The organism is Thermostichus sp. OS-CIW-26 (genome assembly GCF_054058395.1).
Map to the genome: position 1 here is coordinate 21,720 of NZ_JBSSAG010000016.1, position 26,919 is coordinate 48,638.

At 58.5% G+C, this 26,919-nt stretch carries 27 protein-coding genes, 1 tRNA gene and 3 pseudogenes; 14 read left to right on the top strand and 17 right to left on the bottom strand.

Annotated features, from left to right (window positions below; genetic code table 11):
* Positions 1 to 230 precede the first annotated feature (230 nt).
* The 5 genes from ACVW0C_RS08175 to mrdA form a co-directional block, all read right to left on the bottom strand.
* The gene (locus tag ACVW0C_RS08175; RefSeq protein ID WP_414424117.1) at positions 231 to 1,112 is read right to left on the bottom strand and encodes a hypothetical protein; all 882 of its coding nucleotides are present in this window, start codon (positions 1,110 to 1,112) and stop codon (positions 231 to 233) included.
* 282 nt (positions 1,113 to 1,394) lie between these two features.
* Positions 1,395 to 2,054: a hypothetical protein gene (locus tag ACVW0C_RS08180; protein ID WP_011432533.1), complete on the bottom strand. Its 660-nt coding sequence runs from the start codon at positions 2,052 to 2,054 to the stop codon at positions 1,395 to 1,397.
* A gap of 25 nt (positions 2,055 to 2,079) precedes the next feature.
* Entirely contained in the window at positions 2,080 to 3,213 is a 1,134-nt protein-coding gene (gene cobD, locus ACVW0C_RS08185; RefSeq protein WP_457384878.1) for a threonine-phosphate decarboxylase CobD, read from the bottom strand.
* Positions 3,214 to 3,248: 35 nt separating this feature from the next.
* The gene (locus ACVW0C_RS08190; protein ID WP_414352206.1) at positions 3,249 to 3,554 is read right to left on the bottom strand and encodes an HU family DNA-binding protein; all 306 of its coding nucleotides are present in this window, start codon (positions 3,552 to 3,554) and stop codon (positions 3,249 to 3,251) included.
* A 315-nt stretch (positions 3,555 to 3,869) separates the two neighbouring features.
* Positions 3,870 to 5,849, bottom strand: a complete 1,980-nt coding sequence (mrdA, locus tag ACVW0C_RS08195) for a penicillin-binding protein 2 (RefSeq protein WP_457384879.1) — start codon at positions 5,847 to 5,849, stop codon at positions 3,870 to 3,872.
* A 47-nt stretch (positions 5,850 to 5,896) separates the two neighbouring features.
* Here mrdA and ACVW0C_RS08200 point away from each other — a divergent pair, with 47 nt between their 5' ends.
* Positions 5,897 to 7,165, top strand: coding sequence for a lipopolysaccharide biosynthesis protein (locus tag ACVW0C_RS08200; protein ID WP_457384880.1), 1,269 nt, complete (start codon positions 5,897 to 5,899; stop codon positions 7,163 to 7,165).
* Here ACVW0C_RS08200 and ACVW0C_RS08205 read toward each other — a convergent pair.
* Together ACVW0C_RS08205 and ACVW0C_RS08210 are read right to left on the bottom strand one after the other, a co-directional pair.
* The gene (locus ACVW0C_RS08205; protein WP_011432528.1) at positions 7,152 to 7,517 is read right to left on the bottom strand and encodes an FHA domain-containing protein; all 366 of its coding nucleotides are present in this window, start codon (positions 7,515 to 7,517) and stop codon (positions 7,152 to 7,154) included. The two genes, ACVW0C_RS08200 and ACVW0C_RS08205, sit on opposite strands and share 14 nt — an antisense overlap.
* A 128-nt stretch (positions 7,518 to 7,645) precedes the next feature.
* The gene (locus ACVW0C_RS08210) at positions 7,646 to 8,482 is read right to left on the bottom strand and encodes an SDR family oxidoreductase (protein WP_457384881.1); all 837 of its coding nucleotides are present in this window, start codon (positions 8,480 to 8,482) and stop codon (positions 7,646 to 7,648) included.
* Between the two features lie 117 nt (positions 8,483 to 8,599).
* Between ACVW0C_RS08210 and ACVW0C_RS08215 the strand changes: the two genes are divergently transcribed.
* The gene (locus ACVW0C_RS08215; protein ID WP_011432526.1) at positions 8,600 to 9,091 is read left to right on the top strand and encodes a YajQ family cyclic di-GMP-binding protein; all 492 of its coding nucleotides are present in this window, start codon (positions 8,600 to 8,602) and stop codon (positions 9,089 to 9,091) included.
* Between the two features lie 187 nt (positions 9,092 to 9,278).
* On the opposite strand, the gene hemW is transcribed toward ACVW0C_RS08215, so the two are convergent.
* Positions 9,279 to 10,496 (bottom strand): radical SAM family heme chaperone HemW, encoded by a 1,218-nt coding sequence (gene hemW, locus ACVW0C_RS08220; protein ID WP_457384882.1) that lies wholly within the window; start codon positions 10,494 to 10,496, stop codon positions 9,279 to 9,281.
* Between the two features lie 68 nt (positions 10,497 to 10,564).
* Here hemW and hisH point away from each other — a divergent pair, with 68 nt between their 5' ends.
* From hisH to ACVW0C_RS08240, 4 genes and pseudogenes are all read left to right on the top strand, one after another.
* Positions 10,565 to 11,221 carry an imidazole glycerol phosphate synthase subunit HisH gene (gene hisH, locus ACVW0C_RS08225; protein WP_457384883.1) on the top strand — a complete coding sequence of 219 codons (657 nt, stop codon included), beginning with the start codon at positions 10,565 to 10,567 and terminating at the stop codon, positions 11,219 to 11,221.
* Positions 11,222 to 11,227: 6 nt separating this feature from the next.
* Positions 11,228 to 11,683, top strand: a complete 456-nt coding sequence (locus ACVW0C_RS08230; RefSeq protein ID WP_457384884.1) for an EVE domain-containing protein — start codon at positions 11,228 to 11,230, stop codon at positions 11,681 to 11,683.
* A 48-nt stretch (positions 11,684 to 11,731) separates the two neighbouring features.
* Positions 11,732 to 11,915 (top strand): annotated as a pseudogene (locus ACVW0C_RS08235) (hypothetical protein); the annotation flags it as partial.
* A gap of 10 nt (positions 11,916 to 11,925) precedes the next feature.
* Positions 11,926 to 12,186, top strand: coding sequence for a pentapeptide repeat-containing protein (locus ACVW0C_RS08240; RefSeq protein WP_457384885.1), 261 nt, complete (start codon positions 11,926 to 11,928; stop codon positions 12,184 to 12,186).
* Positions 12,187 to 12,208: 22 nt separating this feature from the next.
* Here ACVW0C_RS08240 and surE read toward each other — a convergent pair whose 3' ends face one another.
* Positions 12,209 to 12,988: a 5'/3'-nucleotidase SurE gene (gene surE / locus ACVW0C_RS08245; RefSeq protein WP_457384886.1), complete on the bottom strand. Its 780-nt coding sequence runs from the start codon at positions 12,986 to 12,988 to the stop codon at positions 12,209 to 12,211.
* 416 nt (positions 12,989 to 13,404) lie between these two features.
* Between surE and ACVW0C_RS08250 the strand changes: the two genes are divergently transcribed.
* Positions 13,405 to 14,070, top strand: a complete 666-nt coding sequence (locus ACVW0C_RS08250; RefSeq protein WP_457384887.1) for a Crp/Fnr family transcriptional regulator — start codon at positions 13,405 to 13,407, stop codon at positions 14,068 to 14,070.
* Between the two features lie 30 nt (positions 14,071 to 14,100).
* On the top strand, positions 14,101 to 15,018 hold the full coding sequence (locus ACVW0C_RS08255; RefSeq protein WP_414424122.1) for an alpha/beta fold hydrolase: 918 nt from the start codon (positions 14,101 to 14,103) through the stop codon (positions 15,016 to 15,018).
* Here ACVW0C_RS08255 and ACVW0C_RS08260 read toward each other — a convergent pair.
* The 6 genes and pseudogenes from ACVW0C_RS08260 to ureG all read right to left on the bottom strand — a co-directional run bounded on the left by ACVW0C_RS08260 (position 14,946) and on the right by ureG (position 19,820).
* The gene (locus ACVW0C_RS08260) at positions 14,946 to 15,557 is read right to left on the bottom strand and encodes a Ycf51 family protein (protein WP_457384888.1); all 612 of its coding nucleotides are present in this window, start codon (positions 15,555 to 15,557) and stop codon (positions 14,946 to 14,948) included. The two genes, ACVW0C_RS08255 and ACVW0C_RS08260, sit on opposite strands and share 73 nt — an antisense overlap.
* Positions 15,558 to 15,761: 204 nt before the next feature.
* A tRNA-Leu gene (locus ACVW0C_RS08265) sits at positions 15,762 to 15,841 on the bottom strand.
* Between the two features lie 58 nt (positions 15,842 to 15,899).
* The gene (locus ACVW0C_RS08270; RefSeq protein WP_457384889.1) at positions 15,900 to 16,967 is read right to left on the bottom strand and encodes a hypothetical protein; all 1,068 of its coding nucleotides are present in this window, start codon (positions 16,965 to 16,967) and stop codon (positions 15,900 to 15,902) included.
* A gap of 46 nt (positions 16,968 to 17,013) precedes the next feature.
* Positions 17,014 to 18,206: pseudogene (locus ACVW0C_RS08275) on the bottom strand (RNA-guided endonuclease InsQ/TnpB family protein).
* A 151-nt stretch (positions 18,207 to 18,357) separates the two neighbouring features.
* Positions 18,358 to 19,161, bottom strand: a complete 804-nt coding sequence (locus tag ACVW0C_RS08280) for an urease accessory protein UreD (protein ID WP_457384890.1) — start codon at positions 19,159 to 19,161, stop codon at positions 18,358 to 18,360.
* Positions 19,162 to 19,168: 7 nt separating this feature from the next.
* Positions 19,169 to 19,820: pseudogene (gene ureG / locus ACVW0C_RS08285) on the bottom strand (urease accessory protein UreG).
* Between the two features lie 59 nt (positions 19,821 to 19,879).
* On the opposite strand from ureG, the gene ACVW0C_RS08290 reads away from it, so the two are divergent.
* Both ACVW0C_RS08290 and ACVW0C_RS08295 read left to right on the top strand, forming a co-directional pair.
* Entirely contained in the window at positions 19,880 to 20,134 is a 255-nt protein-coding gene (locus tag ACVW0C_RS08290; protein WP_457384891.1) for a hypothetical protein, read from the top strand.
* Between the two features lie 182 nt (positions 20,135 to 20,316).
* Positions 20,317 to 20,874: a carboxymuconolactone decarboxylase family protein gene (locus ACVW0C_RS08295; protein WP_414374758.1), complete on the top strand. Its 558-nt coding sequence runs from the start codon at positions 20,317 to 20,319 to the stop codon at positions 20,872 to 20,874.
* Positions 20,875 to 20,944: 70 nt separating this feature from the next.
* On the opposite strand, the gene ACVW0C_RS08300 is transcribed toward ACVW0C_RS08295, so the two are convergent.
* Entirely contained in the window at positions 20,945 to 21,268 is a 324-nt protein-coding gene (locus tag ACVW0C_RS08300) for a DUF3288 family protein (RefSeq protein WP_414383787.1), read from the bottom strand.
* A 170-nt stretch (positions 21,269 to 21,438) separates the two neighbouring features.
* On the opposite strand from ACVW0C_RS08300, the gene ACVW0C_RS08305 reads away from it, so the two are divergent.
* From ACVW0C_RS08305 to ndhI, 4 genes are read left to right on the top strand one after another with little or no spacing between them, the layout of a single operon-like run.
* Positions 21,439 to 22,623, top strand: a complete 1,185-nt coding sequence (locus tag ACVW0C_RS08305; protein ID WP_041437160.1) for an NAD(P)H-quinone oxidoreductase subunit H — start codon at positions 21,439 to 21,441, stop codon at positions 22,621 to 22,623.
* A gap of 39 nt (positions 22,624 to 22,662) precedes the next feature.
* On the top strand, positions 22,663 to 22,866 hold the full coding sequence (locus tag ACVW0C_RS08310; protein WP_011432507.1) for a hypothetical protein: 204 nt from the start codon (positions 22,663 to 22,665) through the stop codon (positions 22,864 to 22,866).
* Positions 22,867 to 22,922: 56 nt separating this feature from the next.
* On the top strand, positions 22,923 to 24,044 hold the full coding sequence (gene nuoH / locus ACVW0C_RS08315; RefSeq protein WP_457384892.1) for an NADH-quinone oxidoreductase subunit NuoH: 1,122 nt from the start codon (positions 22,923 to 22,925) through the stop codon (positions 24,042 to 24,044).
* 38 nt (positions 24,045 to 24,082) lie between these two features.
* Positions 24,083 to 24,706 carry an NAD(P)H-quinone oxidoreductase subunit I gene (gene ndhI / locus ACVW0C_RS08320; RefSeq protein ID WP_414344323.1) on the top strand — a complete coding sequence of 208 codons (624 nt, stop codon included), beginning with the start codon at positions 24,083 to 24,085 and terminating at the stop codon, positions 24,704 to 24,706.
* Between the two features lie 585 nt (positions 24,707 to 25,291).
* On the opposite strand, the gene ACVW0C_RS08325 is transcribed toward ndhI, so the two are convergent.
* On the bottom strand, positions 25,292 to 26,845 hold the full coding sequence (locus ACVW0C_RS08325) for a right-handed parallel beta-helix repeat-containing protein (protein ID WP_457384893.1): 1,554 nt from the start codon (positions 26,843 to 26,845) through the stop codon (positions 25,292 to 25,294).
* Between the last annotated feature and the right edge of the window lie 74 nt (positions 26,846 to 26,919).

Below are 26,919 nucleotides of genomic sequence, written 5' to 3' on the forward strand. Positions count from 1 at the left end.
GAGGAATGAAACTGTTCCGTCGCATTGCCTAGGGGTGGTCGCGGAAGCGGCGTGGAAGGCTTGGGCGGCACCGCTGAGCAGTTGGGAAGCGTCTTAACCTAACTTGAAATGACTACAATGGGATCGACTCCAGCTCTTCTCCCAAGATGGGATCCCTGAAATACAAAGTTTGCTGCCAACCAGGATGAATTGGGTTTTGGCGCAGGTCAGCAGTGACGGGATGGCCAAAGTTACTGCTCAGCAATTGTAACGTTAAAGCCCTTATTTTTCAGGGTTTCCGCATGATAGCGGGCATACTCCAGTTGCTTAAATGCTGCCAACTGCACAAACTTCTGGCCATTCACATCTTTGACAAAGGCCCCATCAGAAACTTCTCGAGCACGTGCCAAGCTCTCATCTCCCGAGTAGGTAGTGAGCACCAAGAAGGTTCCCTCGCCGCGGTTCGGCCCCAGAGAGTCTACGCTGTTGTCGCTTAGGGGCACCACGTTCTGGGATCCCGCAGAAGTAGGCGATGAAGGTTGGGACGGGCGCTCCAGGCTGGCTGCCAACTGCTCCACCGTTTGCAAGCTGGGGGGAGAGGGTTCCTTGGAAGCCAAGGCCAAGTCGGTCTGCAGGCTGTCCAGCAGGTTAGGAACGCCTTGAAGAGGATCCACCTGTACGTCCTTCAAGTCCGGGGTGGCCGTCAAGCCCAGCGCCAGCCGATCCGGATCCAAGCCACCGGAATAGAACTCCTCTCCCACCTGCCCTTCCACCGGTTCCAGTGGGATCAGGGGCAACTGGGCCAAATCCAGCTGGGCAGGGATCCCTTCTTCCGCCCTGCTGGCAGCACTTTGGGGCAGGGACAGTTCTTCCGGCCAGATCAGCCAGCGCACCCCAAAGCCGATCCCCGCGCAGGAAAGCACCCACAGCAGCAAGACCCAGAGGGGCGAAAAGGCCCCGGAGGGCCGCGGCATCTCTTCCTCTTCCAAGTCTTCCACCACCTCTTGAATGAGCACAGGTGAAGGGCGCTGTACAGAGCTGGTATTCCCAAGCTGACCTGCTCGTGGGGGCGGGACAGAGTCCATGCGCTGCAAACGCTGCCAGAGGCGGAATCGCTCCAGTTCTTTCAGCACATCCAAATGCAGATGGCTCAGCGCCTCCTGAAGAGCAAGTTGAGGAACTGGATGTGAATGGGACTGCTGTGCCGGAGACAGGGGTTGGGTAGGGTCTGGGGGAAGCGGAGAAGGACTCATAGACAGCCCACACTCAACTTGATGTAAAGTCGGAGAGCAAACAATGCCGATCCACTGTTACAGCCGGAAACAGCCTAACAGGAGAACCCACCTTGGGAACAAGGATTGCCAGCGCCCCATACCTTGCCATAAACCACCATGCCACAGGGCTATGGCAGTCTTCTAGGGCTTTGCCTCCAGATAGAGGGCACGCACATCTGTCGGTAGGTTCTGAAGCAAGATCTGGCGGGCAGAGGCAACGATGGCATCCACGTCTTCTGGGGCGAGGTAATATCCGTCAGCCTTGAGTTGGTCGGCAATGCGAACCGGTGGCCAGCCAAAGCGATCCCGCAGCAGCAGAATGAAGCGCAGATCCCCCGGCAAGGTATCCAAACCAGCAGTCAAATAACAGGCCAGTGCCGGTGAAAGAGAGGACTTTGCCCCGCCTCTGGTGGAGTCGAGACTGCAAGAAGCTTGAGGGCGGGTGGGGATCCCGTCAAGGGATTGAATCAGCTCACGGGTTTGCTCCGCCAGCCAGGGTCGCAGCACAGGATCCCCTTCGCCAGCCGCTTCTTCCACAAGGCTGTGGACATCTAGGCGCTGTAGGCGCAGGTAAAGCCGCAACCAAACCTGCTCTCGATAGGCAGCCCATTGCTCTGGCGGCAGATGCTCGGCAAGGATCCCGTCCACCCACTGGCAGTAGCGGCAAAACAGGCTGATGAAGTAGCGGGCCACCTCCGGCTGCCGTTGAAAGGCCCGCAGCAACTCCAGATCGCTGTAATGGGCCACCCCCCGCACGATAGGGGCGTTGCATTCCGGCCAAAAGGCGGTAGCTTCGGGCATGAGAATTTCTCCCGCAGAAAAATCCCTAGCTATTCTCCAGGATCTCCCGGCAGGCCGATAACAACTGCTCCTGCTCCGCCAAGGTGCGCAGGCCAATGCGCAGGTAGCGATCTCCCAGCTCGGGAAAACTCAGGCAATCCCGCACCAGAATCCGGTGCCGCTGCAGCAGCGCCCGCTGAATTTGCGTGGCAGAGCCAGGGCAGCGCACCAACACAAAATTGGCTTGACCAGGCCAGGGATCCCAGCCGGGCAGCGCTTGCAAACCCCTGAGCAAATGCTCTCGGGCCACGGGTAGCCAGGCCAAGGTGCGCCGGCGAAAGTCTTCATCGGCCAAAGCTGCCGCCACTGCCACTCCCGCCAATCCGTTGACGCTCCAGGGATCCCGCCACTGTCGCCAGCGCTGCCAGTGATCCGGGTGCCCCACCGCAAAGCCAATGCGCAAGCCGGGCAGGGTGAAAAACTTGGTGAGGGAACGGATGACGATGGTGTTGGGGTGAGCCGCCAGGTGGGGGATCAAGGTTTGGCTGCGGGGCATTGCCGACGGGCTGGAGTTTAAGCTCAGGGTGGGCTCCCCCGGCAAAAAGTCCATAAAAGCCTCGTCCACCACCACCCGGTCGAACTGGGGCAGGAGAGGCAGGATATCTTGCTGCGGGATCAGCCAGCCCGTCGGGTTATGAGGGTTGTTCAGCCAGAGCACCCGGTTTCCCTTGCCTGCCACCGGAAGGGGTTCCTGCAGAAGGGTAAAACCGGCGGATCCCTGGCCGGGGAAAAAAGGCAGCGGCTTGATGGTTACCCCTGCTGCCCGCAGAGCCCGCGCATACTCCCCAAAAGCAGGCTGGGGCAGCCATACCTCCCGCCCTTGCGCATCCCGGGCTGCCCAGGTGAGCAACTCCGCTGCCCCATTGCCCACAAAGATCCACTCAGGATCGACGGCCCAATGGTTGGCCAAACAGATGCGCAAGTCCCGATAGTCGGGATCCGGGTAGCGGCTGATTACAACCGGGTCTGCTGCAGACAGCGCCTGAGTCAGAGCTTGCAAGACCGATTCCGGTGGGCCCAGCGGATTCAAGCTGGCCGAAAAATCCAGAATCTCCTGGGGAGAGCAGCCAGCGATTGCTGCTCCCCAAGCCCAATTGCCACCATGTCGAGGCTGCTCCACGCCCTACCCAGCAGCCGAGTCCCAACCCGGCGAAATTAAGATTTCCCCCCTGCTACTGCTTCGCGGAATGACTTGCCCACCCTAAAAGTGGGGACGATGCTCTCTGGGATCACCATTTTTTGGTTGGTTTTCGGGTTGCGACCTTCTCGCTCTTTGCGCTTGCGAGCCTCAAAGGAGCCGAAGCCCACCAGGGTCACCTTCCCCTTGGGTTCACCGTTTTCATCGCGGGATGCGACCTCTTCGACAATGATCTCCAGTGCGGCGGAAATGACAGCCTCCGCTTCTTTTTTGGTTACATTGGCGCGATGAGCGACGGCATCAACAAGTTCTGCCTTGTTCATCCTGATCTCCTTTTGAGTTAGGCAATAAAGTTAGAGCGTTCCCTGGATCGCGGATTTGCTCAGGCGTTGCAGAGCGGCCACGGCCCAGAGTGTTCTCAGTGTGTGGGAGCGGGGCTTGCCCTGCAATGCGCCAAGGCACCACTGGCGCGAATGGCAGGATTGTGGCAGTTGAGCTCCAAATCACTGACATATTCTACAGCTAAGTTAGGGCAGAAGCCTGCTGGGCAAGGGGTTTTAGGGGATCTTAACGCAATTTTCTGGGAGACAAGAGACTGCATATACCCAGTTGGCTCGGATCCGACAGAAAGCTAGGGCTCACGACTCGGGTCGGAAGTAGGCCCGCATCACCTCTCGAAAGATGGGAGCGGCCCGTGATCCACCCCCACCGCCGCTGTTTTCCAGAAAGACCACGACCACCAATTCGGGCCGGTCGTAGGGAGCATAGCCAACATACCAAGCGTGGGATCGCCGCGGCGGATCCTCTGCAGTGCCGGTTTTACCAGCCGTTGGGGGAAATCCTGGCCCCAGGTTGGCGTTGCCGCCAGTGCCGTAAACCACGACATCTCGCAGCCCCTGCTGCAGGATCTCCAGGGTGGCAGGGGAAAGACCTACCTTTTGGCGCAGCGGCACAGGGCTTTCCGGGATCACCTGGTGCGAGAGCAAGGGGCGCACCCGCCAGCCCCCATTGGCCACTGCCGCCGTTACCACCGCCATTTGCAGCGGCGTAGCGGTAATAAATCCCTGGCCGATGGACATGTTGACCGTGTCGCCCACATACCAGGGCTCGCGCCAGTGGCGCTGCTTCCACTCAGCATCTGGCACCAGACCCGCGGCTTCCCCTTTGAGGCCAATCCCGGTCAGTTGTCCCAACCCAAAGCGGCGCGACCATTCTTGCAAAGGGGCAGCCTTGGTGCCGAGGGCGATTTGGTAGAAAAAGGTGTCGCTGCTGTAGGCCATCGCCTGCCGGTAGTTCAGCCGCCCGAAGCCGGCCCGGTTCCAGTCCCAAAAGCGCCACCCTCCCACCTGGATGTAGGGGCCGGTCTGCAGCACCGTATTCGGGGGAAAGGCACCCGACTCGATCCCGGCAGCGGTGGTGATGATTTTGTAGGTGCTGGCGGGGGGATAGGGCCGCAGGCCGCGGTTGAGGAAGGGAAAATCCTGCTGCTGCAGGCTCTCCCACTGGGCTTGGGTGATGCGGCTGGAAAAGAGGTTGGGATCAAAGGTGGGATAGCTGGCCATGGCCAGGATCGAGCCATCGCTGGGATCCATGGCGATCACCGCTCCTTTTTGCTGGCCGAGGGCTCGCTCTGCCGCCTGCTGCAGCCGCACATCCAAAGTGAGCTGCAGGGTGTTGCCCGGTTGGGGCGCTTGTTCCCCCAGCACCCGCAGCACCTCTCCCATGGCGTCCACCTCCACCTGTCGCCCGCCCCATTGGCCGCGCAGATGGTTCTCGAACAATTCCTCCACTCCCATCAGGCCGACAATATCCCCCAGGCGATAGCTGGGATCCGCCCGCAGTTGTTCCTGCGAGATCTCGCCGGTATAGCCCAGCAGATGAGCGGCCAAGTCGCCGTGGGGATAAAACCGCACCGTCTCCGCCTCCACCATCACTCCCGGCAGCTCGCGGCTCATCTCCTCCAGTTGAATGACCACCTGGGGGCTGGCGTTGCGCAGGATGCGCAGGGGAAAAGGGGAACGATATCCAGCCTGTTCTAGCTTTTGGGCGATCTCCTCAGGGGCGATGTTCAAGTAGTCTGCCAACTTGGGGATCATCTCCTGCCAGCGCTGCCGCGACTGCACCAGAGGCCAGAGGAAGACCGAGTGGGACAATCGGCTGCCCGCCAGCAATACACCGTTGCGATCCACAATGCGCCCGCGTTCTGGCGGCTGGGGCAGCAGGCGAATGCGGTTGGTATCGGCCAACTGGCGGTAATACTGGGTGCGCGCCAACTGCAGGTAGGCCAGACGGGATCCTAGCCCTCCGAACAGCAGCAGGCTGGCCAGCAAGAGCAAGACAACGGCCCGATAGCCCTGCCCCACCGTTTTGGTCGGCAGGGATCCCAGCCAACGAGGACTACCGCCGTCCGGCGGGGGTGGGGGAAGCACCCGGCGGGGGGCAGGCGGTCTGGAATGGGGGGAGAACAGGGCTTGCGGATCCCGTCCGGTCAAGGTGTGGGGGCTTCGCGCGGCGTTGCTGACGGGGTAGAGTTTGGCCATGAAATTGCCAGAAGAATTGCAACCGATACACCCAAAATCGAGAGGAGATGCCCGCTCTCGGGCAGGCAGTCTCAGCATCCATCCAGTATCCCTGGCTCTGGCAAGCCTCGTCCAGGAGTGGCAGCGTGGATAGAGCAGAACAACAGCGGCTACGCCAGGCTGCCTGGCTGATGGTGGGCAATGGCCTGCGCCTGGGGTTGTCCGGGGCCTATTTCATCCTGTTGGCCCGTCTGTTGGGGCCGGAAGCCTTCGGGGTTTTCTCCGCCATCTTGGCCTGCAGCAACCTGGCCGCCCCGTTTGGCTATTTGGGCCAATCGGAACTGCTGATCCAGCGCCTCAGCCGGCAGGGATCCCTGACTTGCACCCAGGGGATTGGCCCCAGCTTATGGCTGGCGGGATTGGGCTGTGGGGGGATGGCGCTGGTGTTGTGGCCCCTCTTGAGCGTTTGGCTGGCCGGGACGCCGGCAGCGGTGGTGGGGGTATTGCTTTTGAGCGATCTGCTGTTCGTCGCGGTGCCAGAGGTGTACAGGGGGATCCTGATCGGGAGAGAGCAGGCTGCTGGGGTAGCCCTCATCGACACGGGCATGGCGCTGGGGCGATTGGGGGCAGTATTGCTGGCGGTGGCCTTAGGCTGGGGATCCCTGGCACAATGGGCCATTCTGTACAGCCTGATGGTGTTGGTCGTGCTGCTGCTGATCGCGAGGGGGATGGGGCGGTGGAGCGAGCCTTCTCCCCCCTTGGCCCTGAGCTGGAGAGATCTGCGGGAACGGCTGACAGCGGGCTGGGACTTTGCGGTGGGGCTGGCCGCGGTGAAAACCTTCACCGATTTGGACAAGCTGCTCTTGCCCCGTTTGGCCTCAGCAGCGGCGGGGGGTCTTTACAGCGCTGCCTATCGGGTGATCAACTTCTCGCAAACGCCGATGATTGCTCTGCTCACCAGCCATTTTGCCGAGCTGTGCCGCCAAGGGCAGAAGGGCCTTCCGCAAGGCTGGCGCTACGCCTGGCAGCTTTTCCCTTGGGTGGTGGGCTACGGCAGTTTGGCCGCTCTGGGGCTGGCCCTGGGATCCTACGGGATCCCCTGGGTGCTGGGATCGGCTTACCGGGAAACGGCCCTCATCCTGCGCTGGCTCAGCCCGGTCATTTTGCTAGAGGGGATCCACCTTTTGCTATCTCACCTGCTCACTGGAGCAGGGTTGCAAAGGCCCCGCAGCCGTCTGCAACTGCTGGCTCTGGGGCTGAATGGGCTTTTGAATGCGGTTTGGATCCCAAGGTGGGGTTGGCAGGGGGCGGCGCTGGCAACCTTGCTGTCAGAGGTGGCCTTGGTGCTGGCCTTGCTGCTGTTGATTGGGGGGCGATTGCACGCTCTGCAGAGATCTGGGCCTAGGGAGCCTTAACAATTTTGTAGGTGGCTTTGGCATCGGGGCCAAAGGTGATCACATCCCCCGACTTGAGCTGGTGGGTGGTCAATTTCTGGCCGTTGATCAACAAGCCATTGGTGCTGGGGCGACCTTCCAGATCCCCATCCAAAATGCGGTAGCAATATTCTCCCTCTCGCTCGGCGGGAATCCGCAGCAGCATGGCGTGGTAGCGGGAGGCATACTGAGAGTTGAGACAGATGTCGTTCGCCAAGTCCCGACCGATGAAGTATTTGGCGGATCCCAGCACCTGGGTACGGCGGCCATCTCGGTCTTCCACGATCAAGATGTGCTGGTGGGTACCGGAAGGAGAAGGCACAGATTCAACCATACTTCCGCTGTCAATACCAGTGTTTAACCGTACCTCAAACTATACCGAAGTTTAGCCTTCTTCCTGCTATCGCTGGGTCTGCAGAATCGCTCATCCAGCGCCCCAGAACTCTCGACCGATCCAGTGGGCTAGCGAGGAACATTCTGGAGCAATGAGCCGACCCATCCGGGGAAGAGGGTGTAAGCTCCTACCGCCCATTGGGCCATGCCCACCACCACCTCTGACTTGGACTGGCGAGCGGCGTCCCAAATGGCTTCGGCAACTTCTTCCGGCTGGCTGGCCCAGAAACTCTCCAGCGCCTGCTGCATTTGCTCGCGGGCTTTGCCACCTGAGGTTTGGGAGTGGCCATCGGGAGAGGACTCTGGCCCCACCTCATCCAGAAAAATGGCTCGCTTGAGGAAATTGCTGCTGACGATGCCCGGATGGACGCCGATCACCTGAATCCCTTGGGGTTGCAGTTCCAGACGCAGCGCCTCCGTCAGCCCACTGACCGCGTACTTGCTGGCACAATAGGCGCTCATCTGGGGCAGGGGCATTTTGCCGCCAATGGATCCCACGTTGATGATCTGGCCTTTTTTGCGCTTCAACATGTCGGGGAGCACGGCTCGGATGGTGTGGAGGTAGCCCCAAAAGTTGACCGCCATCAAAGCCTGCCAGTGCTCCGGGGTGGTTTGCAAAAAAGGGCCACTCATGCAGATGCCGGCGTTGTTGATCAGGCAGTCGATGCGGCCATAGCGTTCCAGAGTTCTCTCCACCAGGTTTTGCACCTGTTCTGGCTGCGTGACATCGGTGGGAACGGCCAAGACCTCGGCGTTGAGGCTTTGCTCCAGGTCGATGGCCGTTTGCTTCAGGGTTTCGGCAGTGCGGGCAGCCAGCGCCAATCGGTAACCCCCACGGGCAAAGGTAAAGGCAGTAGCTCTGCCGATGCCTTCAGAGGCGCCTGTAATTAAAACAACATCGGCCATCCTGCTTCTCCGTAAATCTGGACTGGGATCCCTCTACCTGTTGTAGCTTCTCCGAGAGTTAGGGATCCCTGCTTGGCTGAGGGCTTAAGATACTGAACGATAGCGAAGATAAGGTTTATGGCCTCTACCTACTCATTTGATATCGTCAGCGATTTCGATCGGCAGGAACTGGTGAACGCTGTGGATCAAGCCCGACGGGAGATCAAACAGCGCTACGACCTCAAGGATACTCAGACGGAAATTGAGCTGGAGGAGGGATCCCTGACCATCACCACCGCCAACGACATGGCCCTCAACTCCATTCGGGATCTGCTTCTTACCAAAGCGGCCAAGCGGGGTCTATCCCTGAAGATCTTCGACTTCCAACCCCCGGAGAGCGCCGGCGGCAACCGAGTGCGCCAGGTGGTTCACCTGAAAAAGGGCATTGATGCCACGCTGGCCAAACAGATCGCCAAGCAAATCCGCGACAACTTTAAGAAGGTGCAGCCCGCCATTCAAGGGGATCTGGTGCGCGTTTCCGGCAAGGATAAAGACGAGCTACAGGCGGTCATTCAAATGCTTAGGCAGCAGGACTACCCGGTGGCGCTGCAATTTGTCAACTATCGATAGGGATCCTCTGGGCTTCCGTATCTTTCCCCTCAACCCCTCTTGCAAGATTAGAGATCTCAGGATCTGTGAAATGTTGGGTTTAATGGCTGCTGGAAATGGTGATGGCCTACGCTCCTCAAAGCTTGAGTTTTCGGCCAATTGGGATAGGGGGCTCTGGTGAGAAATCTTGTGAAAGTAACCGTCGGAATCAAGCCAGCAAGTCTCTGAGAATCTCATTGGAAAATAGCCAGCCATCGGGCGGAATCAGCCGTAGCCGGCCTGCCTCACAACTGGCCCATCCCTTCTCAAAATAGGGATCCAGCCTCTCCAAAGCTTGCTCGACCTTTGCCCGGCCAAAACGCTCTTGCAAATGGCACAAATCCAGACCTTCCTGTAAACGCAGCCCCAACATCAAAGTATCCATCCAAACTTCCTCTGGGGATGCTTCAGGAGGGAGGGGGTAGACTCCAGCTTTCACCTGCTCAAAGTAGTGGTAAAGGGTTTTGGGTTGCTGAATGCGCCGTCCACCCTCGTAGCCGACGGATCCCATGCCAAAGCCAAAGTAAGGGCGATTTTCCCAGTACACTCGGTTGTGGCGACAGGCGTAGCCGGGGCGGGCAAAATTGGAGATTTCGTAGTGGATGTAGCCCGCTTCGGTGAGCAGCTCCCGCGCCATTAGGTACATGGCAACTGTGGTTTCCTCGGTGGGCAAAGGCGCATCTCCCGGTCGGTACATCCGACCAAAGCGGGTTCCCGGTTCAATCGTCAGATCATAGACGGAGACATGGGTGGGGTTAATCTCAAGAACAGCTCGTAGAGACTGCTGCCAGTGTTCCAAAGTCTGGTAGGGCAGCCCAAAGATCAAATCCAGGTTGAAATTCTCAAAGCCCGCCGCCTGCAAGTCGGCCACGGCTTCGTAAACTTCCTCCACTCCATGCAGGCGACCACAAGCGGCCAGCAGCTCTGGCTGAAATGCCTGTACCCCTAGGCTGATGCGGTTGACCCCCAGCTCCCGGTAGCCCGCCAACTGCTCCCGCGTCAGGGTGCCGGGGTTGGCCTCCAGAGAAATCTCGCAGTCGGGATGAAACGGGATCCTCTCCCTCAATTGAGTCAAGATCCGCCCTAGTTGCTCCACCGTCAGCAGAGAAGGGGTGCCACCCCCGAAAAAAATGCTGGTCAACGGTCTGGGATCCCCGGCCAGATGGCGGTAGCGGTAGGAGCTGCCGATCTCTCGGCAGAGCATTTGCACGTAAGTTTCTATCAACTCTCGGGTGCCCAAGCCGGTGGCAAAATCACAGTAGTGGCAGCGCTGCCGACAAAAAGGGATGTGCAGGTAAGCTGCTTCAGGCCAATCAACCTGGTCGCGGCAGCATTGCAGAGCAGTATCGGTCGGAGTGGGATTGTGCAAAGCCGTTGCCACAGCCATGAGTCAGCTCAAACGGGTTAGAACCACTATACTGATAGACTCCTAAACTCCTCACGAGAAGGGATCCCATGGGAGCTGTGCGCCTGGCGGTAATCGACTATGATGCCGGAAACTTGCATTCGGCTTGCAAAGGCTTGGAGCGTGCCGGGGCAGAGGTGCAGCTAGTAACAGAGCCAACTGGACTAGCGGCTTTTGACGGCATTGTCCTGCCCGGCGATGGGGCCTTTGACCCAGCCATGCAGCAGCTGCGGGCGCGGGGCTTTGGGAAAGCGATTCGGGAAGCTGTGGAGCGGCAACAGCCTTTTTTAGGCATTTGCCTTGGGCTGCAAGTTTTGTTCGAAAGCAGCGAAGAGGGAACAGAGCCAGGGCTGAGCATTGTGCCTGGACGAGTGCAGCGCTTTCGACCGGAGCCGGGCTTGCGTATCCCCCACATGGGCTGGAACCAGTTGCACCTTACCCAACCCCAATCGCCTCTTTGGGCAGGGATCCCGGATCAAAGCTGGGTTTACTTTGTCCACTCCTACCACGCAGTGCCCAATGACCCAAGCTGGGTGGCTGCTACCACCCAACACGGCAGCCAAACCTGTGTAGCCGCTATTGCCCGCGGCGCTTTGTTTGCTACCCAGTTTCACCCAGAAAAGTCCGGCCCCTACGGCTTGAAGATGCTGCGCAACTTTGTCGAGTTTGTTGCCCGTTGTTCCCCCTTATCTGCTCCCAGAGCCTAGTGCCCCATGAACTATTGGCTGATGAAATCTGAGCCCAGCGTTTACAGCATCTGGGATCTGCAGCGGGAAGGCCAAACCCTCTGGGATGGCGTGCGCAACTACCAAGCCCGCAACTATCTAAAAGCCATGCAGGTGGGGGATCGCGCCTTTTTCTACCATTCCAATGCCGAGCCACCCGGAATTGCCGGTTTGATGGAGATCCTGGAAACCCACGTGGTGGATCCCAGCCAATTCGACCCTGCCAGCCCCTACTATGATCCCAAATCTACCCGCGAGGATCCCCGCTGGCATACGGTGCGAGTGCGGTTTGTCTCAGCCTTTGGGCGATTGATCCCTTTGGCTGAATTGCGAGACACCTTCACCCCAGAGGAGCTGGAAGTAGTACGACGGGGCACGCGACTGTCGGTCATGCCGGTTGCCGAAGGGGTGGCGAAACGATTGCTGGCGCTGACGGGAGCATGACTCTAGTCAATAATAAGCTCAACTATACTGAAAATAATGTATAATATGTTCAGTACGGATTACTACCAGTTGATCTTTCTGTTTACTTTCGAGTCTGCCAACATGGTAGCCAAAGCAAAGCAGAAAATTGGTAGTAAGACGACACGGAAACTGCGCTTTGGGTATTCTACTCAAAGCTTTGCGGGATACCGCCATTCTGGTTGGAAACAAACAGAATGCTATCGCTGCATAGTTGAACAGTGATGTTCAGCAGTGTTCAGCGTAAATGTATCAGTTTCTACGCAGTCTCCTCTATGATGGGCGAGGCCAACCTGAGTGGGGCCAATTTGCGTGGCGCCGACCTAAGTGGGGCGGATCTAACGGGGGCGGATTTGCGAGGGGCCAATCTGTCGATGGACAACCTAAAGAGCGCTTTTCTGGAAGGGGCAATCTACAGTGCCAACACCCGCTTTCCCGCCGAGTTCGACCCAAAATTTGGAGGGGATGACATTGTTCGGCGCTGACCCCAGCTCACCGGCTTAAAATTCATGAGCCAAAAGCTGAGAGGCCCCAGCGCTGTAGGCTATCGAAGGCCGCGTAGGCCGTTAGATCCGGCTGCAGGGGCGTAATCGACACATAGCCCTCAGCAACCGCCCGCACGTCCGAGCAGGGATCCACCCCCTCTTCCACCACCTCTCCTGCCAGCCAGTAGTAGGCCTTGCCGCGGGGATCCACCCGTTTCTCGTAGAGATCTGTGTACTTGCGCCAGGCCAGGCGGGCCAAGACCATGCCGCGTATTTCAGCCAGCGCTAGGGGGGGCACGTTGATGTTCAACAGCATCGGCTCCCCCAGGGGTTTCAGGCTCAGTTTCTCCAGTAGCTTCAGCACCACCTGGGCCGCTGGTTGAAAATCCTGATGGGTAAAACTGGCCAAGCTTACTGCCAGGCTAGGGATCCCTTCCAATAGCCCTTCCATTGCCGCCGAGACGGTGCCGGAGTAGAGCACGTCGGTGCCCAGATTGGCTCCCTGATTGATGCCGGAAATCACCCAATCGGGAGGACGATCCAATAGCCCGTCCAGACCTAACTTGACACAGTCGGAAGGGGTGCCCGAACAGGCCCAGGCCTGCACTTCTGGAGGAAATCCCTCCCGCACCGGATCCACCCGCAGCGGCTTGTGCAACGTCAGGGCGTGGCCGGTGGCCGAGCGCTCCCGATCCGGACAGACCACCGTTACCTGGTGCCCCCCCAGCTGGGCCAGCGCTGCCGCCAAACACCGCACCCCTGCCGCCTGGATGCCATCGTCGTTGCTGATGAGAATATTCATCCCAACCACCCCACACCCGCCCTTAGACATACACCAGTCTGACCCAATGATCTGCGCTGATCCCCCAGGTAGCCGAGTTCAGCGGCAGAATCTGAAAATTTACGGCTTCTTGGGGTTATTATTGGACGTAGCCTTTTGAACAATATCAGTAGGAACACAATGTCACCCTATGAGGTCAAGTGCCATTATGAAGCTAAGGTAAAGTAAACCCTGCGGTTTCCTTCCTCTTTGTATTTGCCTTCTTGTGTGTATCTTGCTGTTTCTCCGTCCCCATCTTCCTAAGACTCCGTCCCGTTGACGTGTAGGTGCTCCGCACCGCCGGCGCGAACGCGGAAGCGTTGCATAGCCTACAGCCGGGTAAAGCTGGAAAGTCTGTAAAACCCATCAGGTCGCTCGAGCGACAGGAAGTTGATCTCATGTCACTTGTTTCCATCACATCGGCAACAGAGGCTCAGGAATGGCGTGAGCTTTGCCAGTGGGCCGAGGAGCACTACCGCTGTCGCACCTTTCCCAAAGACGTGCGCATTCCCACTCGTCCGGGATTGGTGTACATCACCCAAGAGGGAGTGGTGCGCCTGGTCAGCCAAACTCCAGAGCGGCGGGAGGTCTTTGTTGGGTTCATCACGGCTGGATTTCCTTTTGAGCTGAGCAACCCAGAGCGCTTTGAGTTGAAAGCCTGCACCCACGCCGATCGCACCACGGTGATGTGGTTTTACTGGCAGGATCTGGAGCAGTGGCCCTATCTGCACCAGAAGATTCAGGAAAACTTCCGCCAGCAACTGCAACGGAAGCTGCTGTGGTTGGGAAATCTGGGCCAACGGCGCGCCATCGATCGCCTCAGGGGCTTCTTGAGCCTGTTGATCGAAGAGTATGGACAGCCCTGTGAACAAGGGATGTATCTCCCCTGGCCCCTTACCCATGCCCAGATTGGGGATGCCATTGGGGCCACCCGCGTGACGGTGACTCGTCTTCTGGGATCCCTGCGTTCGAAAGGGTTTGTGCAGGTGCTGGATCAAAACTTAATTTGCATTCCCAACGGGGTAAAGCTCCAGCCCACTCCGAAGAAGGCGGCCAGCGCCTAACCCTGCTGTCTAGATGCTATCCAGAGTGTTATGCCTACAGCAGTCGGGAACTGCACTGCTGACGCGATGGGCCTGCAGCTCCACTACCGTACTTGGGGAAAAGGGATCCCCTCCCTCCCAATCTTGATGCTCCACGGCCATCCGGGCAATGCCGACTGCATGGCGGTATTTGCAGAGGCAGTGGCGGGGATCCACCCCTGTGTGGCGCCAGATCTGCGTGGCTACGGGCATTCCCAGGTGACGGATCCCTTTGAGATGCAGGATCACCTAGAGGACTTGGAGCGGCTGCTGGATCGCCTGGGCTGGCAGGCGTGTCTGGTGCTGGGCTGGTCTTTGGGCGGGATCCTGGCCCTGGAGTTGGCTTTGCGGCTGCCGCAGCGGGTAAAGGGTTTGGTCTTGGTGGCCAGTGCCGCCTGCCCCCGCAGCAACCATCCCCCCACCGATTTTTGGGATCAGGTCAACACCGGCGTTGCCTCGCTGCTCAACTGGCTTTGGCCCGGCTGGGAATGGAACATCGAGACCTTTGGCCGTCGCTCCCTTTACCGCTACCTGATGCAGCAACAGACCCCAACGGCCTATCGGTATTTGGCGCACATGGCCTTGCCCGCCTATCTGCACACCTCCCCCCAGGCTCGCCAAGCTCTGCGCGCCGCTTTGCAACGGGGCTACAACCGCGAGGGAGATCTGCACCGAATTCGCATCCCGGTACTGCTTATGGCCGGCGAGCGGGATCGCCACATCACCGCCAACAGCAGCCTGGCCACAGCCCGCGCCCTGCCCCACTGCACCTGCATTGTCTATCCCAACGTGGCTCATCTCTTTCCCTGGGAGATCCCCGACCGGGTGGGACAGGATCTGCGCCGCTGGCTCAGCGCTCAAGACTGGGCAAGTGGGATCCCGGTGGTTGGCTCTTCCGCTCCCTCTGCAGACAAGGCGGCAGAAGCCTGACCCTGGGCCAACTTCAGCAGCCGGGCAAAGGCCTCTTCCTCTAGATGGATCTGCTGCTGCTGTTGTTCTTCTGGGGTGCGCAGGCGCTTTCCCAACGGCTGTTGCAGCGTGCCCAAGAGCAACGGCTCGGAAACTCCCGGCTCGGGATGGATGACGGTGCGGGCCCGCAAGGTGAACACCGGCGAACCGGTGGAGAAGCGGCCCGGGGATCCCAAATCGCTGGCCGCCTGCTTCAGGGTGAGGATCAGTTGCTCTGGGGTGATATCCGGGCTGACAGCAATAACCGCTCGATCCGCCCCTTGGTCATAGACGGTGGTGTAGGGGGCAGCACCGGGAATGCGGGAGCGAAAGATCGGCCCCAAGCTGAGGGCAAAACATCCCGCCGTTAAAACCAGCGCAAACGCCGTGTAGCCCACCAGCGCAAACTTCAAGGGCCAATTGCGGATCCAGGCCAGCAGGGTGAGCACAGCCAGCAAGCCTGCTAGACCTAGCCCAATTTGGGTGGCAGAGGCAAAGAAAGATTCCAAAGTTGCATCCATGATTCCCCAGTTTAGCGGCTAGAGCTTCATCTCTAGGATGCAGGATGAGCCCGATTCTGGCTGCCCTATCTAAGGACTCCGTCCCGCTGGCACCCTGCTCCAGAAGGGCTTGGCTGGTTCTATCACCAAACCCCTGTGAGAAGAGGCAAGACGGATCAACCTACCAAACACAGAAAGCGGCGAGCCCTACAGATTTGAGGAGCATGGGCAAGGTCGGATTCGAACCGACACGGTTTCCCGCCGCATTTTGAGTGCGGTGCGTCTACCAGTTTCGCCACTCGCCCGACTTGGAACCATTATCCTACTGAACTGGCGAAACCTCGTCAACCAATCCCCCGAACTCTATCGGCGGCGGTCTTTCTCCAGTTGCTGGGCCTTTTGCCGAAGCTGGCGGGTTTGCTCCATCACCTCCTCCAGATCCTCGTGGGATAGCCGCTCGACGTAGTTAATTTTGATCTCTTCCAGCAAGTCTTGCAGGAGAGAGCGAATTTCTTCCGAAGCATGCTCCTGGCTGAGTTCCCGTGCCAAGACCTCACCAAACCGCTGCATCAGTTGCGCTGCCAGCTTGGAGCCGACGGGATCCTCGAAACTGCCCGTCAGGGTTTTGTAGGTGGTGGTGGTCAGCTCGTTGGCCAGGCGCTCCGTCAGTTGGCCAGGCAGGGATCCCAGGCCGGGAAGCTGTTCTAGAGTTTGCATGGCAGGCAACTGCTTGAGCAGGCCATCCAGGTTGTAGCGGAGCAGTTGTTGCAATTCCGGTTGCACCTGGGGCAAAACGCGGTAGAGAACAATGCGAAAAACCAGGTTGGCAATCGCCTCCAGCTCGTTGGTGTTGTTGATATCAATGTAGTCGCGCTGGGTACGCGCTGCCGGCAGCAGGGGCAGGGATCCCCGCTGAATGGATACCTGGATTTGGTTGATCACCCGCACGACAATGACTTCCGTCAGATCCTCGGCGAAGTTGGTAACAAAGCCCTGGCTCACCTGGGCGCGTACCCGCTCCAGATCCAGCAACTGTGCTTGTCCCAGCCGGATGGTGACGGGGATCACCCGCAGCCAGCGCCAAAAGGGCAGCAGCAACAGCACATCGTACCAACGCCAGAGCATGGCATCCAGCCAATTGACGCCGGTGTAGCGGCGGCTGATGGCCACCGTGCGCAGCAAAAATTCCAGCCCAAACAGAAGCACGAAGGGAAAATCCAGCACCGGGAAAAAGTCAACGGGGTTACCGCTCTCACCAATGGGGCGGAAATAGTTGGTCTCAAAGAGGGGGCGCAGCCGGGTCTGGAAAAATTCAATTCCATCTGCGGGATCGGCGCCGGCCAAGTACTCAGCAGTCCAAAAGCGGGCAAAGGCGGCTCTGGCAGAGTCGGCTTCTGGGATGTGCTCCCGCATCAAATTGAGGATACGCACAAACTGGCCAGTTTTGTTGGCGCCGTAAACTACCCGGCTCCGACCGCTAAGCGGTACGGAGCGGGCTTTCAGTAGCCCTGACCTGTTCTGCTCTACCAGAGAACAAAACAAGCCCGAACCTCTAGGCTGGTTTACGACAGCCCCCAAAAGCGCAATCACATTCGCACCATTAAAGTCCGCATCCCCTTCCCATCCACAGTGCCCACACTTGAACGACTTGCCACTGCGATAGGATTGCGCAGGGTCGGGATGAATGTGCAAACACCGGTGGCAGGTCTGCGACGTGTAGGCAGGCGGCACCAGAATCAAAGCAACCCCTGCACGCAGAGCCTTGTACTCCAAAAATTGACGGAGTTGATAAAACGCCCAACTGTTGGCCCTGCGCCGCTCGGCTTTGCTGCGGGGTTGTTGATTGACTCTTTTCCGGATCCCTGTCAAGTCTTCCAGAGCAATAGCGCTGTTGGTAGCTTTTGCCCTAGAGACAATAGCTTTGGAGATGCGATGATTGACCCACACTTGAAAGCGTCTCTCCTTGCCAGACAGCCGTTGCAGCAGTTGACGGCATCTGCGCCGCGAACTGCGTGTGCCCTTACTGGCTTTGCGTTGGAGTACCGCCCTCAACCGGGAGTAGTGGTCGCGGACTCTGTTCAACTGCTGTCCATTCCAGTTGTCCCCCTCTGACGTATGGGCAATATCTGTCCTTCCCAAGTCCACCCCGATCACCTTGTCGGTATCTTGTTGCTTGGGTGGCTTTTTCTCTACGCAAATCTGGATGGAGTAGGAGCCATCCTTCCGCTGGACTAGGGTGGCCGATTTGGGGTTAGAGCCAGCCAGCATTCCCCTCTGGTAGTTACCAATGGCTAGCTCAAAGCGTTCTCTCCCTTCCACCGTGGTCAGCGACACCGTCCAGTCTTTTTGACGGAACGAGAAGATGCGTGCGTCGTAGGTAACGAACCCACGCTTGAACTCTTTAACTGGACGGTTGCGCTGTCTCGCCACTTTGCGAGCGCCGGCCACCCGTCTGCAGACCTGTTGGGCCAAGTTACTGGACAAGCCGAACCGGGCTCGAATCTCGTAGTAGCAAAGGGATTGCAGTTTGACCGCATTGACGATCTTCTCCGGCGTGTTCTGGTTGACCCAATTCAAGGCTTGGCCAAAAGCCTCCAAAGTCGCGTCCAATTTGGCGGCTTGCGACTGGGACGCCTTGAGCTTGCAGGATACGGTCAGGACTTGGGTCATGGTTCTATCATAACTTCCGCATTCCTCCCGACACTGACCCTACGGGTACAGTGCGGGGCTCCTGCGATTTCTAGCTGAGAATCCGTTGAGCAGCGTTCAAAGGACTCCGTCTCGGCCTTGGGTCAACCAGTTGGTTTGAGTCAGCCTTAGTCTACCACCCCTGGGGTGAGCCACCCTTGGCTTGAGCAAGCTGTAGTGCAACCTGGCCAAAATGCCGCCAAATGGCCTCTGCCTGTGGCCCCACCTGGCGCAGAATCCAACCCTTACAGATGGGATCCGGAGACTTGACCAGCCAGTGTAGGGGCTCTGTCCCGCTGATGTGAACGGTCAGCCAAGTGGGTTCCGGCCAATCCCCCAGCAAGTACAGGGATCCCCAACAGAGATGGGATCCCAGCACTGACGCGGCGGAGACCTGCCGATGGGGAAAGTGCAGATCCATGTGTTCCTGCAGCCAGAGTTTTCTCCCCTCGGGGGAGGATGGGATCCCAGCAGTGACCCAAACTTGCAAGCAGTTGGCAAGATGTTCAAACTGCCAGCGTTCGTCCATGGCCAGCCGTCCGGCAGTCCAGATCTCGGCATAGGCCAGGCGGGCTGTGGGATCCAGTTCGATCTGCACCTGCTGGCGAAAGTCTGCCCCTGCCCCCGGAATGGTCGGGTAAGGGATCCAGATCAACTGGCTGGTGGGGGCCAGCTTGACCTTGACCTGTTGCCGAATCAAGCCGGGATGTAGCCGCATTGCCCCTTGGGTGCGAATTTCCAGCGCCGAGCCTGGCCCCAGCCCGATCTCGATCCGGTGGCGATCCCCACCCAGCAGGCCGCCGTTGGGGTTGCGCAGGTAGTACACAGGTGGCTCCCCAGGGGATCCCAGCCATTGCAAGGGAGCCTGAGAATACTCCCAAATGTGGGTATGGTCGCCTCGGCGGGTTGCCTTCAAGATGGCCTTACCGAAGTTCACAGGCGGCTCACCGAGGGGGGTCGGCCTTGATGGGGCGAAACAGCACCTCCCGCTCCAGCCAACTGAGAACCTGCTCCAGCCCCTCGCCCGTGCGCAGGTTGGTAAAGACAAAGGGCCTATCTCCCCGCATGCGACGGGCATCCCGTTCCATCACCCCCAAGTCTGCTCCCACATAGGGAGCCAGATCGATCTTGTTGATCACCAGCAGGTCGGAGCGGGTGATCCCCGGCCCGCCTTTGCGCGGGATCTTGTCCCCTTCGGCCACGTCGATGACGTAAATGCAGGCGTCCACCAGCTCCGGGCTGAAGGTAGCTGCCAAGTTGTCCCCCCCCCGATTCCACCAAGATGAGATCCAGGGGGCAAAAGCGGCGCTCCAGCTCCTGAATGGCGTCTAGGTTGAGGGAGGCATCTTCCCGAATGGCGGTGTGGGGGCAGCCGCCGGTCTCTACGCCAATGATCCGCTCTGCCTCCAGGGCCTTGGCCCGCACCAAAAACTCGGCATCCTCGCGGGTATAGATATCGTTGGTCACCACCGCCAAAGACAGGTGGTCCCGCAGCGCCAAGCAGAGCTTTTCCACCAAAGCGGTTTTTCCAGATCCCACCGGGCCGCCAATGCCAACCCGTACCGGCTGGGAAGTTTGCGCAACTTTGCCCGACATCGGATACCTGCTCCTCTTTTTGGGCATTCTAGAACCAGATGCTTGCAAGGGATCCGAGTATGGTTCGGCTTTTGGTGGCAACTGCTGTGGTGCTGGTGGGATTTTTGCTGGTTAACCGCCTCTATCGCAACCCGCTGAGTTCGGAGCCGAGACCAGAGCAAGCCAGCCCAGAAGCTGCCCAGCAAGGGATCCCTCAAGGTGGGCCGCTGCAGATTTACCAATCGCGGGATCAACTGCAGCAAACCCTCAACCAAGGGGCTACCGCCACCCAGCAGCGGGTGGAAGCCGTTGAGCAATCCTTGGGCAATCCTTGACAGGTTGCAAGCCCTGCAGGAGTGTCTGGAACGAAACCAAAAGACCAAGGCCCCCTTCTCAACGGGGGCCCCCTTCTCAACGGGAGAAGGGATCACTCACCAAGGCTGTGAATCCCCCTCAGGCTTGGGCGGATCCCCCAGACGCGCTAAAGTCGAGAATGCTGCAATTTTACAGACTGTCCATGCGGATCCCTCCTGTTACCCCAGAGAAAGCCGATAAGCAACTGCAAAAGGTTTACGAAAGCCTGGAAAAAACCTACGGCACCGCCCTGAACCCCTTGCAGGTGATGGCCCACAAGCCCCAACTGATGCGAGCCGTGATGAACCTGTACGGGGCGCTGCACACCCAAAACCCCAACTTGCCTGAAGAGCTGAAGGAGCTGGTCAGCATCCGCATTGCCCAAATCAACGGCTGCCGCCACTACTGCCTTCCCTACCACACCCTGCAGGCGCAAAAGTACGGAGCTACCCCGGCCAAAATTGCGGCGGTGGCCCAGGCCCGCACCAGCACCCTCTACACCGAAGCGGAGAAGCTGGCCATCGAGTACGCCGAGCGGATGACCGTGCCCAGCATGGTGGTCACCGATAGCTTCTTTGCCCAGCTAAAAGCCATTTGGTCAGATGAAGATCTGGTGGAGCTATCGGCTTGGATTGGCTTTATGAACTTCTGGACTAAGGTGATTGCCGCCCTAGATGTGCCTTTGGATCCCGTCTTTGCCGAGCAACTTCACGTCTCTTAGGTAGCGGCGGGCTCTCCTCTCCCAGAGGGAGAGGGGATGGGGGTGAGGGATCCCGCCCCCCAGCCTGCCTCTAGGCCCAGTCGTCTCGCGTGCTAAAGCTGCGGTCGTACACCTGGCCGCGGGCATGGATCTGGCGAGTCCGGGCGAACAGCTCTTCTTCGCTCAGGCCCCACTGTTCCAGGATTTGATCCAAATCCCGCTGCAGATCCCAGGCGCCGGGGAAACCGTGGTAACGGATGCGCAAACGGGCAACTTCCGCCAGTACCCAATCCGAGAGGGGCCTCTCCTGAGCCTGCACCATCAGCTCATCGAGCACAGCCCGGTCGGTGGCATACTGCGGATGTTGCTGCTCTCTCCGGGATGGGCCATTCGCGGGTGAACGGGATATAGCCATCGGTCTCCCTCCTTTTTCTCTCACTCTAGTTGAGTTCCCCTGGAGATTTTCAATATCGAGGATTGGGATCCTTGATGGCATGGGATCCCGAGAAGGCAGAAGAAAACCGCTATACTGCAAATGTTGCAGACCATGAACATTCTTCAGTTGCGGAGGCGGCGGCTATGCCCATGCCCATGATCGAGACCCGTACCGACCGGATGTTGCTCAACTTTGGGCCGCACCATCCCTCTATGCATGGGGTTTTGCGTTTGCTGGTCACCCTAGATGGTGAAAACATCGTCGATTGCGAACCGGTGATCGGCTACTTGCACCGCGGCATGGAGAAAATCGCCGAAAACCGCACGGTGGTGCAATACCTGCCCTACGTCTCCCGTTGGGACTACGGGGCCGGCATGTTTAACGAGGCCATTACCGTCAATGCCGTTGAGAAACTGGCCGGGATCAGCGTGCCCAGACGGGCCAGCTACCTGCGGGTGATCATGCTGGAGCTGACCCGCATCACCAACCACCTGCTTTGGTTTGGTCCCTTCTTGGCGGATTTGGGCGCCCAAACCCCCTTCCTCTACGCCATGCGGGAGCGGGAGTGGATCCTAGACTTGTTTGAAGCCGTCACCGGCATGCGCTTGATCAACAACAACTATTTCCGGGTGGGCGGCGTGGCGGTGGACTTGCCCTACGGCTGGACGGAAAAATGCCTAGACTTTTGCGAGTATTTCTTGCCCAAAGTGGATGAATACGAGCGGCTGGTTACCGACAACCCGATTTTCCGCCGGCGGCTGGAAGGGGTGGGAGCCATCTCCAAGCAAGACGCCATCAACTGGGGTCTGTCGGGTCCCATGCTGCGGGCCTGTGGCGTCAACTGGGATCTGCGCAAAGTGGATCACTACGAATGCTACGACGACTTCGACTGGGAGGTGGCCGTTTATCCCGAAGGGGATTGCCTAGCCCGCTATCGGGTGCGCATGAAAGAGATGCGCGAGTCCTGCAAGATCGTGCAGCAAGCGGTGAAGGCTCTGCCGGGCGGCCCCTTTGAAAACCTAGAAGCCAAGCGCATGCTGGAGGGGCCGAAGTCGGAGTGGAACAAAGGCGACTACCAGTTCATCAGCAAAAAGCCTTCGGCCAACTTCAAGATCCCCAAAGGGGAAGCCTACGTGCGGGTGGAGAGCGCCAAAGGAGAGCTGGGCATTTACATCGTGGGAGACGACAACGTTTGCCCCTGGCGCTGGAAGATCCGCCCCCCCGGCTTTGTCAATTTGCAGGTACTGCCTCAGCTCATTCGCGGCATGAAGGTAGCCGACATGATCGCCATCCTCGGCAGCATTGACATCATCATGGGCGAGGTGGATCGCTAGGAATCGCTAAGATACTTACGGAAAGCGAGGACAAAGGCGATGGCCTGGGCGATCTTGGTTCTGCCGCTGTTGATTGTGTCTGTCATTGCTGCGGTTATCGGCCCCAAGCAATGGGCTAAGTACCAAGAGGAAAGGCGCCGCCGCGCGGAAGAGCTATCTGATGCTCGCCTTCAGGCCATCATCCAGCAGGAGCTACGCCGCCGCAACCGTCCCCCTCAATCGGATCCCAACGGGAAAACTTAGCTACAGGGATCCCAAACCCTACCCAACCCGCCATCTCTAGGGAGCTACTCACCCCCATGACAAACGCTGGTATCGACCTACAACTTGGCTTCGAGACTGCCCTACAGAACCTAGGCTTGGGAGCAGGTGCAGCCCATGCCCTCTGGATGCCCCTGCCGATGTTGCTGCTGATCATCGCCGCCACCTTGGGGGTGATGGTCATGACCTGGCTGGAGCGCAAGATCTCGGCAGCAGCCCAACAGCGGATTGGCCCCAACATGGCCGGCCCTCAGGGGGTGCTGATCCCGATTGCCGATGGCATCAAGCTGCTGACCAAAGAAGATGTTCTGCCCATCTTGGCCGACCCAGTCTTGTTTACGCTGGGGCCGATATTGGTTTTCCTGCCCGTCTTTTTGTGCTACCTGGTGGTTCCCTTTGGCCAGAACCTATTGATCTCCAACATTGCCATTGGCGTGTTCTTCCTGATCGCCACCTCCAGCGTGCAACCCATCGGTTTGTTGATGTCGGGCTACGGCTCCAACAATAAGTACTCTTTGCTAGGGGGGCTACGCGCAGCGGCCCAGTCGATTAGCTACGAGCTGCCGTTGGCCCTGTCGGTGTTGGCCGTGGTGTTGATGAGCAACGGTCTGGACACGGTGGGGATCGTCGAACAGCAGAGTGGCCTGGGCATCTTGAGCTGGAATGTGTGGCGGCAGCCCATTGGCTTTGTGATTTTCTTGATCTCGGCTCTGGCGGAAACGGAGCGGATCCCGTTCGATTTGCCGGAAGCAGAAGAAGAGCTGGTGGCCGGTTACCAAACGGAGTACTCCGGCATGAAGTTTGCCCTGTTTTATCTGGGATCCTACGCCAACCTGCTGCTGGCTTCCCTCATTGCAGCGGTGCTGTACTTGGGGGGCTGGTCGTTCGTGGTGCCGGTGGAAACGATTGCTGCACTTGCCGGGATTCCTTTGGATAACCCTTTCTTGCAGATCGGCGCGGCGGCCTTGGGCATTGTCATGACGATGGTCAAAGCTTTTATCTTCATCTTCTTGGCCATCCTGCTGCGCTGGACCTTGCCACGGGTGCGCATTGACCAACTGCTGGACTTGGGGTGGAAGTTTTTGCTGCCTGTATCCTTTGTCAACTTGCTGCTGACGGCAGCCCTAAAACTCGCCTTCCCCTCCTTTTTTGGGGGTTGAATGAGAAGTAAACAGGCAAGAGAGGGAGAACAGAGGCCATGACGTTTCTCAAGCGTGTCAAAGAATATGTGGGTGATGCCTTTCGAGCCGCCAAGTACATCGGCCAAGGCATGGGAGTGGTTTTCGACCACATGGGCCGGCGCCCGGTAACCGTGCAATACCCCTTCGAAAAGCTGATCCCCTCTGAGCGCTTTCGGGGACGCATCCACTTCGAGTTCGATAAGTGTATTGCCTGCGAGATCTGCGTTCGGGTTTGCCCCATTGATCTGCCGGTGGTGGATTGGGCCTACAACCCAGAGCTGAAGAAAAAGGAGCTCTACAGCTACAGCATCGATTTTGGAGTGTGCATTTTCTGTGCCAATTGTGTGGAGTTTTGCCCCACCAATTGTCTCTCGGTAACCGAGGATTATGAGTTGGCTACTTACGACCGCCATGACCTCAACTACCACCAAGTGGCGATGGGCCGTCTGCCCTCTAAAGTTACCGAAGACCCGATGGTGACCCCCTTGCGAGAATTTGCCTATCTGCCCAAAGGGGTAATCGATCCCCACGACTTACCTGCCGGATCCCAGCGTGCCGGTAAACGACCCGAAGAGATTTTGGCGGAAATGCGCGCTGCCAAGGCAGCCAAAGAGAAGGAAGCCAAAGCTGCAGTGGAGTAGTCGGAACAGCCAACGGCCTAGATTGCTGGTGGAGAGACCTATCCCTAGGGGCAAAGAGAGTGTGAACTTACCCGCAGATTCCCCTGAGGCGGCTAACCCGCTAAAGGCTTGGGCGACAATTCCGCTCCTGCGAACTGTTTGCGAAGTGTTATGGTAAAGCGAATGGAAGCAGTTGACTGGGAGCAACGTTCAAACAGTTTCATCATAGGGTTCGGAAGAAAAAGAACAGGCAGCCGCCCCCTCTTACTAGGAAGGAGGCTAGAAGCACGGAGGCTAGCGAAGAACGCTGGCTGCAACTAGGGTTGTAGGTAGCCATCGCAAATCTCTAACAAGAAAACGAAATTAAGAGCCAAAGCTGCTTGCAAGGTTTGCCAACCCCCCTTCAGGGAAACCGAAAGGCAGGGTCACCCATATGGTAGGTACCCAAAGGGACATCAAAACCCGGCGGCAGGGCAACTGCTAAGTCTCCAGGGGAAGAAACGGCACAGAAATACCCACAGCATCCTCACATTTCAAAAGGGTAGCCTTCCACGCCTGAGAAACCTTGAGCCAAAGGAAAACCAATCGCCTAAACACAGACAAAAGCTAGTTTACGGGAATGCTAGGTCCAAGGTTGAAATAAGTCGTGCTGCCAGGGTTAGTTGTGTTGTCGAAGGTGCTAAGGGTGATGGTTCCCACTGTGATGGGCGCTGGGGAAGGGACAGCAGGGGTGATACGAACCTGACCGCCAAAGGGAAGGATAAACGGAGCCGGGAAGGTGACGACATCCCCAGACACCGATGTGGAAGTGGCAATAACTGTGCCGTCTGCCTGAGTAATAGTTACCGTTGCAGCTGCAGGTAAGCCAGGGATTGTGATCCTTGGGCCAGAAGGTATGGGCGTGGGTGTAGGCGTCGGGGTGGAAGGAGGCGTCGGCCTAAGTGTGGGCACGGGTGTAGGTGTCGGGGTGGGAGAAGGCGTCGGCCTAAGTGTGGGCACGGGTGTAGGCGTCGGGGTGGGAGAAGGCGTCGGCCTAAGTGTGGGCACGGGTGTAGGCGTCGGGGTGGGAGAAGGCGTTGGCTCAGGTGTGGGTGTGAAGAGTCCCACAGCAACTCTCTCAGCAAAGTTCCCCTGGAAGGCATTGCCGGCTAGGTAGGCTGCAATCACCACATCTGGGGTGCCGGGGGCCGCTTGAATTGCTATCCCTCTGCCCTCGCCCCGAGCCAGAAATGTATTTCCAGAAAGGGTACGGGCTTGTGTTCCTTGCAAGATGCGAATGCCGACGCTCCCGGCTATCCCACCCACGCCGATCCTGTTGGATTGAATGGATGGAATTGAGCCTGCCCCATCCAGTTGAATCCCGGTAGTGCCGCTCCTACCTGCTTGCCGAGCCTGCAGCACTAAGCCAGCCCCAGCGGTAGGTGGATCCCCTTCGATTTGGTTGTTGCGGAAGATCCCGCCGGAGTTGTCGCTGTAGCGAACAGCCAAAGTCCCTAAAGCTTGTAAGAGAATCGTGTTGTTCTCGAGGGTTGGGTTACTTCCTGGTGTTGTGCCTATGCCCACCCCGCCTGTTTTGCTAACGATTGACGAAATGCCGCTGACTCGACTGTTTCCGGAGATCTGCACACAGGGATCCAAAAATTGCTGGCACAAGATCTGGGCTAACTGACCCAAGGCCCCCTCCAGAACTGCAGCATTGCCGTTGACCAAGATGTTGGAGCGGGGGTCGTTGAGGGTGACCTTGCTCGGCTGAAAGGTGCCACCGTTGACCTGAATCTTTCCACCTTCCAACACGACCTCTACCCCTTGCAGGCTAGTTTGGCCGGCTACAATCACGTCAAAGAGCCCGGTCAGGATCTCATAGGCGGTGGAGCTGGTGATGCGAATGCGACCGCCGTTGGTGCCATCGCCGCCATCCAGGGCCAGGTTGCTTTGCAAAGTTTCCCTGCCCGTCCCCAAAATCTCGATCAGCACCTCCAGGCCGGCTGTGGCAGTCTGAAGTCGCTGCGCCTCTGCAACTGCGTCTGCCAGTTTGGTAAAGGGGCCACTGGCCGGATCCACTCTCAGGATGATGGGCCCGCCACCTGGCGGAGGAAGAGGTGGAGAACTGCCGCCGCCACCCCCACAGCCGAGGGCAACCCCCGCCAACAGAGGCAGCAAGGCTGAACAGATCCCCCAACCAGACTTGGATACTTGGCCAAGCATAGGTGGAAAGCTCCTTACAAGCGCTTAGC